The following is a 13848-nucleotide window of genomic DNA, read 5'->3' as shown; positions in this document are numbered from 1 at the left end:
GCCGCACCGCAGAGAGATCGGGTGAACCGGATGGACCAGGTGAACGAGGCGGCTCGGCCCGGCTTCGCCCCCGACTCCCTGGTGCTGAACCGGAAGCTGCCCCTCTGGTACCAGGTCTCGCAGTCCCTGCGGGCCTCCATACTGGGCCGCCCCCAGGACGCCTCGACGCGGCTGCCCACCGAGGAGCAGCTCGCCCTCCACTACGGCGTCAGCGTCCTCACCATGCGCCAGGCCCTCAAGGAGCTGGAGAGCGAGGGGCTGATCAGCCGGCACCGGCGGCGCGGCACCTTCATCGAGCCGCGCGCCCGGCGGGTGTCGCCGGTCCGGCTGCTGGGGTCGATCGACGCGATCGTCGCCCAGCAGTCGGGCGAGCGGACGGCCGTGCTCGACCACGGCCGGACGCCCGTCCCCGGCGACCTCGCCGAGTTCTTCCCGGACTGCCCCGAGGTGGTCAGCTACCGGCGGCTCCGCTGCGACGACGGGTCGGGCGAGCCCACCAACTGGGCGGAGAACGCCGTGCGTCCGGAGATCGCGGCCCGGATCGACGTGACCGACCTGGAACGCTGGCCGATGACGAAGGTGCTGCGTGACGCCGTCGGCGTACGGATCTCCCGGATCACCGACACCGTCGAGGCGCGCCTCGCCGACCCCGTCACGGCCGAGCTGCTCCAGGTCCCGCTGCTCAGCCCGATCCTGCACTACACCGGCGTGACATACGACGACGACGGCACCGTGGTCGACGTGGCGCGCATCCGCTACCGGGGCGACCGCTTCTCCTTCTCCGTGACCGTCGACGCGCACTGAGGCCGCCGTCCCGGCTGCGGGGCGGCCGTCGGCGCCGGTGTCCTCTCACCGGCCGGCCCCCCGGGGCGCGGCGGACTGTCGTTACGATGCCTGGGGCGGCGGACGTGGCGACGGGGAGGACGACACGGTGGCAGCACGGGTGGCGGCCGGGACCGGCGGGGGCGGGCAGATCCCGCTGCTGGACGACCTCATGCCCTGGTCGGTGCGGCCCCTGAGACCGGGCCGCCCGTGGGTGACGGCTCCCGACGCCTCCTCGCTCCGCGCCCGCTGGGACCTGCTCGTAGGGGCGGAGGGCGTCGAGCGCGACCGGCTCTTCCTGCCCAGCCGCTCGCGCACACCGCTGACCCCGGCCGCGGCGCTGCCGGGCAGGTCCACGGCGACGAGCGCCTTCGCCCGGGACCCCGGCCCCTACCCGGAACCGGTGCGGATCCTGCACGGGCCGTTCGACGAGCAGTGGCTGATTCCCGACCACCGGCTGCTCGACGCCGCCCGCCCGGAGCTGTGGCGGGTCGCCGACGGGCACCAGCTCTTCGCCGTCGAGCACGGATTCGTCCCCCAGGACGGTGGGCCCGCCCTGTCGGCGACCGCACTCCTGCCCGACGGGCACTCCCCCGCGGGGCGGCCCGGGCGGATCCGTCCGCTCTACCGGCGGCCGGGCGGGCGGGAACCCAATCTCTCGCCGGGCCTGCCCGCTCTGCTGACCGCACGGTACGGGGAGCCGGTCGGCGCCGAGGCCGTCCTGGCCTGGGTCCTCGCCGCCGCGATCCCTGCCCCGGGCGGGCCTCTCGTCCCGCTGCCCGCCGACGGCGGCCTGTGGACCGAGGGGGTGGAGCTCGGACGGGAACTGCTGCGGCTCCACCTGCGCGGCGCGCGCGGCGGGGAGCGGCCGCGGCTGCCGGGCGGCCGTCGCCCGTACGTGCGGGCCGCGATCCCGCCCCGCCCCGACGGACTGCGCTACGAGGCCGCGGAGGAGGCCGTCGTCCTCGGTGAGGGACGCGTCTCCCCCGTTCCCGCCGGAGCCTGGGACTTCCGGGTCAACGGGGTGCGGATGCTGGAGCTCTGGTTCGGACGGCGCACCGCGGCGGCGGAGGGGCTGGCCGCGGTCGGCCCGCGCGGCTGGCCGCAGGAGCGGACCTCGGAGCTGCTGGAACTGATCACCGTACTGGCGCTGCTCGCCGCGCTGCGGCCCCGGCAGCAGGCGCTGTGGGGCCGGATCGCGGGGGCACCGGCGCTGACGCGGGAGGAACTGCACGCGGCCGGGGTTGTTCCGGTGGCCGCGTCGGCCCGTCGGCCCGCGTCCGTACTGGATCACCAGGAGGAGGGACCGGAAGGGCAGTTCGCGCTGCTGTGAGCATCCCGCCGTCACGGCGGGCGGGGTCCGGGACGCGGAGGCCGTCGGGCCGGCCGGGGTGATGGCATCCGCTGAGGGGCGGGACGCCGGCGCCGGTGGGTGCCGTACCGGCGGTGAGGGAACACACCGACGCAACGCCGCGGGCCCTGGGGATGACGGACGGGCTTGCAGCAGCACTGCGCCGGGACGGAGTGATCGTGGACACGGCCCCGAGCGGGGGGCCGGACCGGTCGGGACAGCCGTCGGTCAGCGGCGGCTGCCGAAGAGCGAGCGCCGCAGTCGCCGCAGCGGGGCGAAGAGCGAGACACGCGCGCTCCTGCTCCTGCGGGTGTGCGCGGCGTCGCGCGAGGTGAGTTCGAGCATCAGCAGCGTCGCTTCCGCCGACTCGCGCTGCGGAACGGCGGGGCCGCCCAGCACTGCGAGATGGCGGTCGAGGCGCGAACTGGTCGCACCGCTCCCACACGTGATGGCAGGCACACGCGGCCTGCTGCGCACCGTTATCTGTTCCATGTCACTCCCCACCCGTACGAGGGCACCCGGCCCGGGCAGGTTAACCCTATCGTCCCGCGGTGACACACGTGTATCCCGGCCGCAGGATTGCACACCCGTATACGGGTGTTGACGTCCCGTTACCGCATCCTGTCGGTTCCGGGACGGGTTGAGTTAGCTTGGAGGGGATTCGTCCTTACTGCGCAACGCTGCTGATGGAGGGTCACCGATGAGCGAGGTCCCCGGAACCGGACGTGTGATCGCGGATCGATACCGCCTCCTGGACGCCCTCGGCGAGGGAGGGGCCGGCATCGTGTGGCGGGCTCGTGACGAGGTGCTGGGGCGCGAGGTGGCCGTGAAGGAGGTGCGGGCAGCCGCGGGCCTGACCGGTGCCGAGGCCGAGCGGCTGCACTCCCGTCTGGAGCGGGAGGCCCGCTCCGCGGCCCGCGTCTCGCACCGCAACGTCGTCGCCGTCCATGACGTGGTCACCCAGGACTCCCGCCCATGGATCGTCATGGAGCTGGTCCGCGGACTCACCCTGTCCGACGTGCTGGACGCCGACGGCCCATTGTCCCCGCGGCGGGCGGCCCGCATCGGCGCGGAGGTGCTCGCGGCGCTGCGCGGCGCCCACGGGGCCGGCGTGCTGCACCGCGACGTGAAACCGGGCAACGTCCTGCTGGGGAACGACGGACGGGTGATGCTGACGGACTTCGGCGTCACCACGGCCGAGGAGTCGTCGGCGCTCACCTCGGCGGGAGAGCCGATCGGCTCGCCGGAGTACCTGGCGCCCGAGTGCGCGCTGGGGCGTACGCCGGGACCCGAGTCGGATCTCTGGTCGCTCGGAGTGCTTCTGTACGCCGCCACCGAGGGCAGGTCGCCCTTCCGGCGGGACACCCCGCCGGACACCCTGCGCGCGGTGACCGACGAGGAGCCGCCGCCGCTGCGGCGAGCGGACGCCCTCGCCCCCGTCGTCGAGGAGTTGCTGCGCAAGGACCCGGCCGCGCGGCTCACCGCCCCGGAGGCCGAGCGACGGCTGAGGATCCTGGCCGCGGGCGGGACCGGATCACCCGGCGCCGGGGCGGCGGGCACCGCGCTCCCGGCGGGTGGTCCGGCCGCTGCGGGCGAACCCGCCACGGCGGACGGGGCGCCCGTTCCCCCGGCGGATCCGTCAGCCCCGGAAGGGAGTTCGACGCGCACGGGTGTCCTGGTGGCGCTGGCAGCGGTGGTCGCCCTGCTCCTCGCCGGAGGCCTCGTCTGGGCACTGTCCGGCGACGACTCGGGCGGGAGGAACGACGGGAGGGGCGCGACGAGCGTGTCGGCGACGTCCTCCCTGTGACACGCGACGAGAGGGGTCCCGCAGCACGGGCCCCCTCCCCCGTCGGCGGCCGGGCGGGCCGGCCGCACCGCGGACGTACGCTCAGTCGTTCGCGTTGAGCACGGGGAGATAGCCGCCCGACTGCCCGGCGGCGGTGGGGTGGTAGGACTCACCGATGTTGAGCCAGTTCACGCTGTGGAGCCAGGCGCTGCCCGAGCAGATCTCGTGCCCGGTGAAGGTCGAGGTGACGTCGCCGAAGGTGAAGCCGTGATCGGCCGCACGCTTGGCCGTGGCGGCGTTGAGGTAGTCGGCGGCGCCGTTGATGGCGGAGCGCTCCTTCTCGCTCAGACCGGCGATGCAGCCGCCGCCGAGCTTGTAGAAGCGGGGGTAGCCGAGGACGACGACACGGGCCGAGGGTGCTTTCGCGCTGATCGCCGTGTACACGGAGTCCAGTTTGCCGGGGAGGGTCGAGTCGACGTAGGCGCGGGCCGTGGCGACCCGGCTCAGACAGGTGGCCTCGGACTGCAGGACGCAGGTGGTCATGACGTCGGCGAAGCCCGCGTCGTTGCCGCCGATGGAGATCGAGACGAGGTCGGTCGCGGAGGTGAGGGGCCCGAGCTGACCGGCCGTCACATCATTGGTCCTGGCCCCCGAGCATGCGGTGAAGGCGAACGAGGCGGGCTTGTTGGCCGCCTGCCAGAGGGCGGGGTAGGCACGGGTGCTGCGCTTGCAGTCGCCGCTCGCACTGTCGTAGCTGCCGGCGCCGACACCTGATGAGTACGAGTCACCCAGGGCCACGTAGTCGACCGACGCCGCGGAGGTCTGAGCCTGTGCCACGCCCGCGCCCGCCAGGGCGAGAACGGTGCCGAGCAGAAGAGAGGACGAGAACGCCACGAGTCTGGACATTTTCATGGAACCTCCTTGGGCAGGATCTCTGCCTACTCCGTGGTAGCAGTACCGGCCGGTATTCAGGAAGTGTCCATGCCAAAATTGCCCCAACAGGACTGCGCTGCTTGTGTCATGACGGAGCGTGGTGGTTGACCACGGCATCCGGGGGCACAGCGGGGCAAAGCGGCTGATGACGTTCATGCACCGTGCGACAGGGACACTCAGGGCGTATGCCGTGTCCGCCCGGGCCGACGGAGCCGACGCGGCGACAGGGCCGGGAGCCGCCCTCTCGTTCGTGGGCATCAGGGCGCCTGGTGGTCCCACCGGCCGTCGCGGACAGGCGCCCAGGCGCCCCGGGGCTCCCTCCGCCACCCGGGGGCAGCTCCGGAAACCTGGGTGCGCGGGGTGGCACCGTGCCGGATCATGGGCGCCATGTCTGCCAACCCCGAGTCCGCCCTGCCGATCCGGCTCAACGTCGACGACAGCGACTCGCCGTCCGATGTCGTGGACGCTCTGTTCCTGGGCCGCTTCGCGACGGGCGAGCAGCCGTATTCGCACAGTCGCTCCCTCGACCGGGTCAAGTCGGGGGCGACCCTGCTGCCCCCGGCGGCCGAGGTGCTGAGGGCCGCACGGGACGACGACCGCACGGCGACCCTCGCCGAGGGCGACGGATGGACCGTGCTCGTCTCGCGGTGGAACCGCGGCGCCGACGTCACGGTCACCGCCACCACCCCCGAACTGGCGCAGAAGGTCCTCTCCGAGGCGACCGACGGCGCCCAGGACGAGCCGGAGCCGCAGCCGGAGAACGTGACGATGGGCTTCTGGTACGTCTCCCCGCGCCGGGGGCCGCACCGCACCACCCGGCAGATCGCCGCGGGCACATGGGACGAGGTCCGGCCCAACTACACCGCTCCGGTGGCCGATGCGATGGACCGCCTGATGAAGGTCACCCCCGACGACATCTCCGGCCGGCTGCTCCTCCTGCACGGGCCTCCGGGCACCGGGAAGACCTCCGCGCTGCGCACCCTCGCCCGGTCCTGGCGCGACTGGTGCCAGGTCGACTGCGTCCTGGACCCGGAACGGCTGTTCAACGACGTCGGCTATCTGATGGACATCGCCATCGGTGAGGACGACGGTTCGGCGAAGGGCCGGTGGCGGCTGCTGCTCCTGGAGGACTGCGACGAGCTGATCCGGGGCGAGGCCAAGCACACGGCGGGCCAGGCGCTGTCCCGGCTGCTCAACCTGACGGACGGGCTGCTGGGCCAGGGGCGCAACGTCCTGGTGGGGGTGACGACCAACGAGGATCTGGAGCGGCTGCACCCCGCCGTCGTCAGGCCGGGCCGCTGCCTGGCCCGCATCGAGGTGGGCCCGCTCACCCGCGCGGAGTCGGCCTCCTGGCTGGGCACGGAGGAAGGGCTCGGCCGCGAGGGCACGACGCTCGCGGAGCTGTACGCCCTGCGGCGCGGCAGCGGCCCCGCCTCGGTGCCGAAGCAGGACGCGGGGGCGGACGCGGGGCTGTACCTCTGAGTGGGGCCGCCCGCCCGGGACCACCCCGGGCGGTGGTATCCATCGCCTCCCGCCTCCAGCTCGACGTCCCGGCCGACGGCCGCATCGGGGGCTCCCCCTGCTGCCGGTACGCGTGCTTCTTCGTCGGACTGCTAGCGCGCGTAGACCGCCCGCACCGCGTCCTCGGCCAGCGCGAGCGCGTCGGCCCGCGCCAGGCCGAGGCGCCGGGCCTGCTCGGCGTACTCCTGCGCGGCCGCCGCCGCGTGGCGGGCCGCGGCGTCACCCGCGGCGGCGACGAACGTCCCGTTGCGGCCGCGGGTCTCGATGACGCCGTCGGCCTCCAGCGCACGGTAGGCCTTGGCCACGGTGTTGGCGGCGAGGCCCAGTTCCCCGGCGAGACCGCGCACGGTCGGGAGCCGGTAGCCGACGGGCAGGGCGCCGGAGCGGGCCTGCCCGGACAACTGGGCACGCAGTTGCTCGTACGGGGCGGTGGCGGAGTCCGGATCAACAGCGATCTTCAGGGTCACCCGGCGATTCTCCCCCACCGGGCTGCGCACCGCCCGGCCCACCGCCCGAAGGAAATAGGGAGGCGTCCGGCCCGGGGCCCGGGTTAGCGTCCGCCCATGACAGTCCTCGTGCGTGACTTCCTGCCTGCCGACGCGGAGGCGTGGGTCCACGTACGGCGCGCCGCGCTGCCGTACATGGTGACGACTCCCGAGCAGGTCCTGAGCGACCTCGCCGACGCGCATCCCGACCGGCGGTACCGCCTGCTGGTCGCCGAGGATGACGGCGAGGTGATCGGGACCGCGCAGGTGGGCATCTCCCACGAGAACCCGAAGCCGGGGCAGGGATTCTGCAACCCGTACGTCCATCCGGACCGCAGGGGCCGGGGCGCGGGGTCGCTGCTGGTGCGGTCAGGCGAGGAGCATCTCGCCGCCGCCGGGGCGACCGACGTGTACACGTGGGTGCTCGACGAACCCGCGCACCGCGCCTTCGCGGCGAAGCGCGGATACTCGGCGCGACGACCGGCGCACTTCCTCCGCCTCGACCTGACGGACGGTCCTCTGCCGCCTCTCCGGGAACTCCCCGCCGGGGTCGCCCTGCTCACGGCCGCCGACTTCGCGGACGACCCGCGCCCGCTGTTCGAGGCCGACGCGGAGACGACCGCGGACGAGCCGAGCGACACCCCGGTGGAGTTCTCCGACTACCAGAACTGGCTGGACTCGACCTGGCGGCGGCCCGGCTTCGACCACGCGCTCACGTCGGTGGTGACCGTGGACGGGCGCATCGCGGCGTTCAGCGCGGCGGAGACCGACGGGCTGACCCGCTACTGGTCCGCCATGACCGGCACCGTGCGCGCCTTCCGTGGCAGGGGTCTGGCGAAGCTCGCCAAGAACGACTCTCTGCACCGGGCGCGCGCCGCCGGGTACACCGACGCCTACACCGGGAACGACGCGGCCAACGGCCCGATGCTGGCGGTCAACCGCTGGTTCGGCTACGAGATCTGCGCCACGGAGGTACGCCATGTCCGCACCATCGGCTGAGCCCGCTTCCCTCCTGACGGTGGCCCTGGTCAAGGGAGGCCGCACCAAGATCCGCTATCCGGCCGAGCAGGTCGGCGACGACGGGACCCGGATCACCGTACGGGCGCCGTGGGCGGCCCCCGGCGTCCGGGACTTCGGATTCGTGCGGTTCGAGCCGGGCGATGTCCTCACCGAGCACTACTGGCGCGACCGGTGGTACGCGGTGAAGGAGGTCCGCACCGGTGGCGGGGAGCTGAAGGGCTGGTACTGCGACATCACCCGGCCCGCCGTGCTGCGCGGCACGGAACTCCTGGTCGAGGACCTCGACCTGGATCTGTGGGTGTCCGCGGACGGCAGGTCCGTACTGCGCCTGGACGAGGACGAGTTCGAGGAGAGCGGGCTCGCCGGCCGCGATCCCGTGGCCGCCCGGGCAGCCGTCCGGGCCCTGGACGACCTGGAGCGCCTCGCCCGCACGGAGGGACTCGCGGGGCTCCTTCGCTGATCCCCGCCCCTCCGGCTCCTCGGGCGCCCCTCCCGCCCGCGGTGCGGAGGGCCCCGCCCCCACCCGGTCCGGACGGTGGCCTACGGCGCCACCAGCTCCACCTCGTCTCCCGCCGTGTTCGCCAGGCGCGCGACGTGGGGCCCTGCGCCGTCGGCGTACACATGGCAGTCCGGTGCCTGGAGGCGCCAGCCGTGGTCCGGGGCCTGGGCCACCAGGATGTCCAGCTGGGCGCGGTCCCCGACGTGGAAGGCCAGCCGGCCGGCGCCGCGGCGCGGGGCGGTGGGCGGGCCGGACGACTCCTCGACGACCACATAGCCGTCGCCGCGCCGCCAGCTCCGGCCCTGTGCCCAGCGCTGGTACGGGACATGACCGAGCAGACCCAGCAGCCATCCCCACTCCGCCTCGGCCACCACGAGGTCGGGCACCCGCAGCTCGACGTGGTGCAGCCGGCCGGTGGGGGCCGCCGCCACGGGCAGCGGAACGGCGCGCCGCACCGCGCGCGGGGCGTGGGCCACGGTGTCGCCGTCCTCGTGCCAGTGGATCAGGAAGCGCTGCTCGGCGCGGTATCCGTCGAGGCCGGCACGGCAGTACGCGACCATGTCGTCGGGCAGCGCGTCCAGCGGGAACCAGTCCAGCTCGGAGCACTTGTCCGGCTCCGCGTTGCGGGGCGGCCGGGCGGGGTCGTAGGACGCCTCGAAGAACCAGCCGATCCGGGGGTTGCCGCCCGGACCCCGGTGCTGCATGACCAGCGCGACGCGCAGCTCGTCAGGATCCAGCTCGACGCCGATCTCCTCGGCGGTCTCCCGGATCATCGCCGCCCGGACGTCCTCGCCGTCCTCGGTGTGACCGGAGGGGGCGTGGAGCAGCCCGTCCGCGTATCCCGTACCGGACCGCCGGGCGAGGAGCACGTCGGAGCCCCTGCGCAGGATCAGGTGGACGTCGACGACCTCGCGGTGCCGGAGGGGCGGCTCGGCGCGGGCCACCAGGGCGTACCGCTCGTCGTCGACCTCCTTGCCCCAGAGCAGCGGGTCGCCGGAGAGCGGCTCGTGGTGGACGCGCTCCGTGTGCGCGGCGAGGAGCTCGGTGAGGCGGGCGGCGCTGAGCCCGGTGCCGTTCCACACGCCTTCGATCAGCACGAGCCGCCCGCCCGGCCGCAGCAGCGAGAACCAGTGCCGGAGGACCGCGGCGGGATCGGGCAGCAGCCACACCACGTGCCGGGCGAGGATCACGTCGAACCGCTGCTTGCCGACGGGAGGGTGCCCCGCGTCGCCGACGAGCACCTCGGTGCCGGTCCCCGCCAGCTTGGCCCGCGCCTGCTCCACCATGCGCGGGGACCGGTCGACGGCGGTGACCCGGTGGCCCTGCCCGGCGACGAGCAGGGAGAGGGTGCCCGTACCGCACCCGAGGTCGAGGACCGCGGAGCGCGCGGTGGGCAGCCAGGTCTCCATCCTCCGGGCCCAGGCGCTGCGGACCACCGGATCGAGGAGCCCGTGGTCGGGCTCCTCGTCGAAGGAGTCGGCGGCGGCGTCCCAGTCGATCGTGGTCATGCCCGACATCCTCTCAGCCGCCACCGACAGTCCGTCATGCCCGACCGAGCCCCAGCGCCTTCCGCACCAGGGGCCACGCGAGGATCAGCGCGACGACGACGTACACGGTCACGGAGAACGGCGTGTCGACGAGTCCCGCCGCGCTGCCGTCGCTGATCTGCAGGGCGCGACGCAGCTGCTGTTCGGCGGACGGGCCGAGGATGACGGCGATGATCGCGGGCAGCACCGGCAGTCCGTAGCGCCGCATGCCGAACCCGATCAGCCCGATCACCAGCAGGATCACCAGGTCGACGGCCTCTCCGCCGACGGCGTACGCGCCGACCGCCGCGAAGAACAGGATGCCCGCGTAGAGATAGGGGCGCGGGATGCGCAGCAGCTTCGCCCACACCGGTGCGAGGGGCAGGTTCAGTGCGAGGAGCAGCACCATGCCGACGAAGAGCGAGGCGATCAGGCCCCAGACCAGCTCGGGTTCACGCTCGAACAGGAGCGGGCCGGGCTGGATGCCGTACTGCTGGAAGGCGGCCAGCATCACCGCGGCGACGGCCGTGGTGGGCAGGCCGAGCGTGAGCATGGAGACCAGGGTTCCGGCGGCGGAGGCGGAGGCCGCGGACTCCGGTCCGGCGACGCCCTCGATGGCGCCCTTGCCGAATTCGTCCCGGTGCCGGGAGAGCCGCTTCTCGGTGACGTACGAGAGGAAGGTGGGGATCTCCGCCCCGCCCGCCGGGATCGCGCCGAACGGGAAGCCGATGAGCGGGCCGCGCAGCCACGACTTCCAGGTACGCCGTACGTCGTCCCGGCCCAGCCAGGGGCGGCCGACGGGGATCGGCTTCCCGGAGGTGCGGCGCAGGTGTGCGGCGACCCAGAGGGCCTCTCCGATGGCGAAGAGACCGACCGCCACGATCACCACGTCGATGCCGTCGGCCAGTTGGAGCGAGCCGAAGGTCAGCCGCTGCTGGCCGGTCATCTGGTCGAGGCCGACGAGGCCGATGGTGAGGCCGATGAGCAGCGAGGCGAGGCCGCGGATCCGTGAGGAGCCGAGGACGGAGGTGACGGCGATGAAGGCCAGCACCATGAGGGCGAAGTAGTCGGGGGCGCCGATGTCGACGGCGAGCGAGGCGACGGTGGGGGCGAGGACGACCAGCAGGACCGTGCCGATCATGCCGCCGGCGAAGTGGCCGATGGCGGCCGCTGCGAGCGCCTGCGCGCCGCGCCCGGCCTTCGCCATCGGGTTCCCCTCGATCGCGGCGACGACGGCCGCGCTCTCCCCCGGGGTGTTGAGGAGGATCGAGGTGGTGGAGCCGCCGAACATCGCGCCGTAGTAGATCCCGGCGAACATGATGAAGGCGCCGGTCGGTTCGAGTCCGTACGTCACGGGCAGCAGCAGGGCCACTGCCATGGCGGGGCCGATGCCGGGGAGCACGCCGATCGCGGTGCCGAGCAGGACGCCGAGCGCGGCCCAGAGCAGGTTGACCGGTGTGAGCGCCGTGCCGAAGCCGTCGACGAGGGAGTTGAGGGAATCCATGGGTCAGAGCACCCCCATCAGCGGGCCGCCCGGGAGGGGCACCCCGAGCAGGTTGTCGAAGACGACGTAGGTCACCAGGGACAGTCCGGCGGCGATGAGCGGATCGCGGTCGTGGTGGCGGCTGCCGAGCGCGTAGGCCGAGCCCCAGAAGAGCAGGGCGCCGGAGACCGGGAAGCCGAGCGGACCGATGAGAGCGGCGAAGGCGAGGAAGACGCCCGTGAGCAGGGCGACGGTGCGCCGGTCCGCGGGTTCGTCCAGGTCGACGTCCTCGCCGGCCTCCGCCTCGCCGCGGCCGCCCCGCAGGACGTCGACGGCCAGCAGCACGGCGACGGCCAGCAGTCCGATGCCCACGACGACGGGGACGGTCCTCGGGCCGACGGGCCCGCGCTGGGTGAGGTCGACGCTCATCGTCAGTGCGTCGGTCAGGACGAGGACGCCCAGCACGAGCAGCAGGACGCAGACGCCGAGTTCGGAGTGCTCGCGCAGCCAGGCGCGCGCGCCGGCGGGGCGGGTGGGGGTGGGGATGGTCCCGTCGCTCACAGTCCCAGCTCCTCGAGGACGGTGGCGACACGGCGGTCCTGTCCGTCCAGGAACGCGCCGAAGTCGTCGCCGGTGAGGAAGGCGTCGTCCCAGCCGTTCTTCCCCATGGAGTCGTGCCACTCCTTCGAGTCGTGCAGTTCGCTCACCAGCCCGACGAGCTTGTCCCGTTCGGCCTCGGAGAGCCCGGGCGGGGCGACGATGCCGCGCCAGTTGGTGAAGTCGGTGTCGAGGCCGGCCTCGCGGAGCGTGGGCGCGTCGAGGCCCGGGACCCGCTTCGGCCCGGTGACGGCGAGCAGCCGCAGCTCACCGGCCTCGATCTGGTCGAGGTACTCGCCGACACCGGAGACGCCGAAGCCGACCTTGTTGCCGAGGATCGAGGCGAGCAGCTCGCCGCCGCCGTCGAAGGGGATGTAGTTGACCTCCCTGGGCGCGATCCCGGCGGCCTTCGCCATCAGCATCGGCGCCAGGTGGTCGGGTCCGCCCGGCGAGGACCCGCCGCCGACCGGGATCTTCCCCGGGTCCTTCTTCCATGCGGTCAGCAGATCGCCGATCGTCCGGTACGGGGAGTCCTTCGCGACGACGACGATGTCCTGCTCCTCGGTGAGCCGGGCGATCGGGGTGGTGTCGGCCAGGGTCGCGGGCGAGTTGTTGGTGCGCACGGCGCCCACGACACCGAGGCCCATGGACATGGCCAGCTTGCCGTTCCCGTGTTCGGCGACGAGCCGGGTCACCCCGACGGTGCCGCCCGCGCCGGGCAGGTTGAACACCTCGATGCCATGGGTGAGTCCCGCGTCCTCGGCGTTCTTCGCCGCGGTGCGGGCCGTGATGTCGTATCCGCCGCCGGGTGTGTTGGGAACCATGAAGCGCAGTCCGGGGATCTGCGTGCCGGTGTCGGAGCCGCTGCCCGAGGAGAGCAGGGGCGGCCCGACGACCACCAGCAGCGCTGCCCCGAACAGGGCGAGGGGAGTGCGCAGTCGCACCGGTGTCCGCCTTTCGTCCGCGTGGAGGGGTGTGTACGGGTGTGAGGTGGCCCACATGCTGCCCGCGCGCCGGCGAGCTGTCGCCGTTCCGCAACCAATGGACGTTGTGGTCCTTGTGGTCGCGCCCTACCGTGTCGGCGTGACGAAAGTGCTGGTGGTGGACGACGACTTCATGGTCGCCAAGCTGCACAGCCGGTATGTGTCCGCCTTGGACGGTTTTACGGTCGTGGGCGTGGCCCACACGGGCACCGACGCCCTGCGTGCGGCCCGCAGCCTGCGTCCCGATCTGGTCCTGCTCGACATCTACCTCCCCGACATGGACGGCATCCAGGTCCTGCGGGAGCTGCGCGCGGCGGAGGAACGGGACGGCGGCGGCCACAGCGCGGACGCCCTCTTCATCACGGCCGCCCGCGACGCCGTGGTGGTCAGGGCGGCCCTGCGGGCGGGCGCCCTGCACTACCTGATCAAGCCCTTCCACCGCTCGGCGCTGCAGGAGCAGTTGCAGCACGTGGCCTCGCTGCGCCACCGCCTGGAGACGCTGGACGAGTCCCGCCGGGAGGCCCGGCAGGAGGACGTGGACCGCATCTTCGGCACGCGCCCGCCCGGCTCCCGTGAACTCCCCAAGGGCCTGGCCGCCCACACCGCGGACCTGGTCGAACGCGTCCTGCGCGACCACCCGGCAGGCCTCTCCGCCTCCGAGTGCGCCGAGGCCGGCGCCCTGTCCCGGGTCAGCGCGCGCCGCTACCTGGAGTACTTCGCGGTGACGGGGCGGGCCGAGGTGTCCCTGCGGTACGGCGGCACGGGCCGCCCGGAACGGCGTTACCGCGCGGTGCCCTGAGCCGCTCCGGCCGTATGGCTGTCCTGTTCACGTATCGCTCGGC

At 73.4% G+C, this 13848-nt stretch carries 14 protein-coding genes and 1 pseudogene; 8 read left to right on the top strand and 7 right to left on the bottom strand.

Going from position 1 to position 13848, the window contains the following annotated elements; translation table 11 throughout:
- Window positions 1–30: 30 nt before the first annotated feature.
- The 3 genes and pseudogenes from ACFC51_RS16580 to ACFC51_RS16570 form a co-directional block, all read left to right on the top strand.
- Entirely contained in the window at window positions 31–804 is a 774-nt protein-coding gene (locus ACFC51_RS16580) for a GntR family transcriptional regulator (RefSeq protein WP_376529327.1), read from the top strand.
- Between the two features lie 127 nt (window positions 805–931).
- Window positions 932–2155 carry a type ISP restriction/modification enzyme gene (locus ACFC51_RS16575; protein WP_376373324.1) on the top strand — a complete coding sequence of 408 codons (1224 nt, stop codon included), beginning with the start codon at window positions 932–934 and terminating at the stop codon, window positions 2153–2155.
- A gap of 71 nt (window positions 2156–2226) precedes the next feature.
- Window positions 2227–2352, top strand: a pseudogene (locus ACFC51_RS16570) (CoA transferase); the annotation flags it as partial.
- Window positions 2353–2401: 49 nt separating this feature from the next.
- Here the strand turns inward: ACFC51_RS16570 and ACFC51_RS16565 are convergent.
- Complete coding sequence (locus ACFC51_RS16565; protein WP_104790182.1) at window positions 2402–2665, bottom strand: hypothetical protein; 264 nt, start codon at window positions 2663–2665, stop codon at window positions 2402–2404.
- Between the two features lie 208 nt (window positions 2666–2873).
- On the opposite strand from ACFC51_RS16565, the gene ACFC51_RS16560 reads away from it, so the two are divergent.
- Window positions 2874–3980 (top strand): serine/threonine-protein kinase, encoded by a 1107-nt coding sequence (locus tag ACFC51_RS16560; protein WP_376529324.1) that lies wholly within the window; start codon window positions 2874–2876, stop codon window positions 3978–3980.
- An 81-nt stretch (window positions 3981–4061) separates the two neighbouring features.
- Here ACFC51_RS16560 and ACFC51_RS16555 read toward each other — a convergent pair whose 3' ends face one another.
- Complete coding sequence (locus tag ACFC51_RS16555) at window positions 4062–4871, bottom strand: SGNH/GDSL hydrolase family protein (RefSeq protein WP_376373330.1); 810 nt, start codon at window positions 4869–4871, stop codon at window positions 4062–4064.
- Window positions 4872–5279: 408 nt separating this feature from the next.
- Here ACFC51_RS16555 and ACFC51_RS16550 point away from each other — a divergent pair, with 408 nt between their 5' ends.
- Window positions 5280–6374 carry a DUF5925 domain-containing protein gene (locus ACFC51_RS16550; RefSeq protein WP_376373333.1) on the top strand — a complete coding sequence of 365 codons (1095 nt, stop codon included), beginning with the start codon at window positions 5280–5282 and terminating at the stop codon, window positions 6372–6374.
- 131 nt (window positions 6375–6505) lie between these two features.
- Here ACFC51_RS16550 and ACFC51_RS16545 read toward each other — a convergent pair whose 3' ends face one another.
- Window positions 6506–6880: a GntR family transcriptional regulator gene (locus ACFC51_RS16545; RefSeq protein ID WP_376373336.1), complete on the bottom strand. Its 375-nt coding sequence runs from the start codon at window positions 6878–6880 to the stop codon at window positions 6506–6508.
- 96 nt (window positions 6881–6976) lie between these two features.
- On the opposite strand from ACFC51_RS16545, the gene ACFC51_RS16540 reads away from it, so the two are divergent.
- Window positions 6977–7897, top strand: coding sequence for a GNAT family N-acetyltransferase (locus ACFC51_RS16540; protein ID WP_376529321.1), 921 nt, complete (start codon window positions 6977–6979; stop codon window positions 7895–7897).
- On the top strand, window positions 7878–8378 hold the full coding sequence (locus ACFC51_RS16535) for a DUF402 domain-containing protein (RefSeq protein ID WP_376373342.1): 501 nt from the start codon (window positions 7878–7880) through the stop codon (window positions 8376–8378). The genes ACFC51_RS16540 and ACFC51_RS16535 overlap by 20 nt, the downstream gene beginning before the upstream one ends.
- Window positions 8379–8458: 80 nt before the next feature.
- On the opposite strand, the gene ACFC51_RS16530 is transcribed toward ACFC51_RS16535, so the two are convergent.
- From ACFC51_RS16530 to ACFC51_RS16515, 4 genes are read right to left on the bottom strand one after another with little or no spacing between them, the layout of a single operon-like run.
- Window positions 8459–9925, bottom strand: coding sequence for a trifunctional class I SAM-dependent methyltransferase/NUDIX hydrolase/VOC family protein (locus tag ACFC51_RS16530; RefSeq protein WP_376373344.1), 1467 nt, complete (start codon window positions 9923–9925; stop codon window positions 8459–8461).
- 34 nt (window positions 9926–9959) lie between these two features.
- A complete protein-coding gene (locus tag ACFC51_RS16525; RefSeq protein WP_376529318.1) occupies window positions 9960–11447 on the bottom strand; it encodes a tripartite tricarboxylate transporter permease in 1488 nt (495 codons plus the stop codon).
- A 3-nt stretch (window positions 11448–11450) separates the two neighbouring features.
- Complete coding sequence (locus tag ACFC51_RS16520) at window positions 11451–11987, bottom strand: tripartite tricarboxylate transporter TctB family protein (protein ID WP_376529316.1); 537 nt, start codon at window positions 11985–11987, stop codon at window positions 11451–11453.
- Complete coding sequence (locus ACFC51_RS16515) at window positions 11984–12967, bottom strand: Bug family tripartite tricarboxylate transporter substrate binding protein (RefSeq protein WP_376529314.1); 984 nt, start codon at window positions 12965–12967, stop codon at window positions 11984–11986. The genes ACFC51_RS16520 and ACFC51_RS16515 overlap by 4 nt, the downstream gene beginning before the upstream one ends.
- Before the next feature lie 139 nt (window positions 12968–13106).
- Here ACFC51_RS16515 and ACFC51_RS16510 point away from each other — a divergent pair, with 139 nt between their 5' ends.
- The gene (locus ACFC51_RS16510; RefSeq protein WP_376529312.1) at window positions 13107–13805 is read left to right on the top strand and encodes a response regulator; all 699 of its coding nucleotides are present in this window, start codon (window positions 13107–13109) and stop codon (window positions 13803–13805) included.
- Window positions 13806–13848 lie beyond the last annotated feature (43 nt).

The sequence above is a fragment of the Streptomyces sp. NPDC055962 genome (assembly GCF_042270185.1).
Taxonomy (GTDB): domain Bacteria; phylum Actinomycetota; class Actinomycetes; order Streptomycetales; family Streptomycetaceae; genus Streptomyces.
This window is presented reverse-complemented; position numbering and strand designations above follow the sequence as displayed.

What these genes read in the sequence shown, in the direction of transcription:
- ACFC51_RS16525 (WP_376529318.1), bottom strand. Translation starts at nt 11,447, where the DNA reads ATGGATTCCCTCAACTCCCTCGTCGACGGCTTCGGCACGGCGCTCACA.
- ACFC51_RS16565 (WP_104790182.1), bottom strand. Translation starts at nt 2,665, where the DNA reads ATGGAACAGATAACGGTGCGCAGCAGGCCGCGTGTGCCTGCCATCACG.
- ACFC51_RS16580 (WP_376529327.1), top strand. Translation starts at nt 31, where the DNA reads ATGGACCAGGTGAACGAGGCGGCTCGGCCCGGCTTCGCCCCCGACTCC.
- ACFC51_RS16540 (WP_376529321.1), top strand. Translation starts at nt 6,977, where the DNA reads ATGACAGTCCTCGTGCGTGACTTCCTGCCTGCCGACGCGGAGGCGTGG.
- ACFC51_RS16555 (WP_376373330.1), bottom strand. Translation starts at nt 4,871, where the DNA reads ATGAAAATGTCCAGACTCGTGGCGTTCTCGTCCTCTCTTCTGCTCGGC.
- ACFC51_RS16530 (WP_376373344.1), bottom strand. Translation starts at nt 9,925, where the DNA reads ATGACCACGATCGACTGGGACGCCGCCGCCGACTCCTTCGACGAGGAG.
- ACFC51_RS16560 (WP_376529324.1), top strand. Translation starts at nt 2,874, where the DNA reads ATGAGCGAGGTCCCCGGAACCGGACGTGTGATCGCGGATCGATACCGC.
- ACFC51_RS16535 (WP_376373342.1), top strand. Translation starts at nt 7,878, where the DNA reads ATGTCCGCACCATCGGCTGAGCCCGCTTCCCTCCTGACGGTGGCCCTG.
- ACFC51_RS16550 (WP_376373333.1), top strand. Translation starts at nt 5,280, where the DNA reads ATGTCTGCCAACCCCGAGTCCGCCCTGCCGATCCGGCTCAACGTCGAC.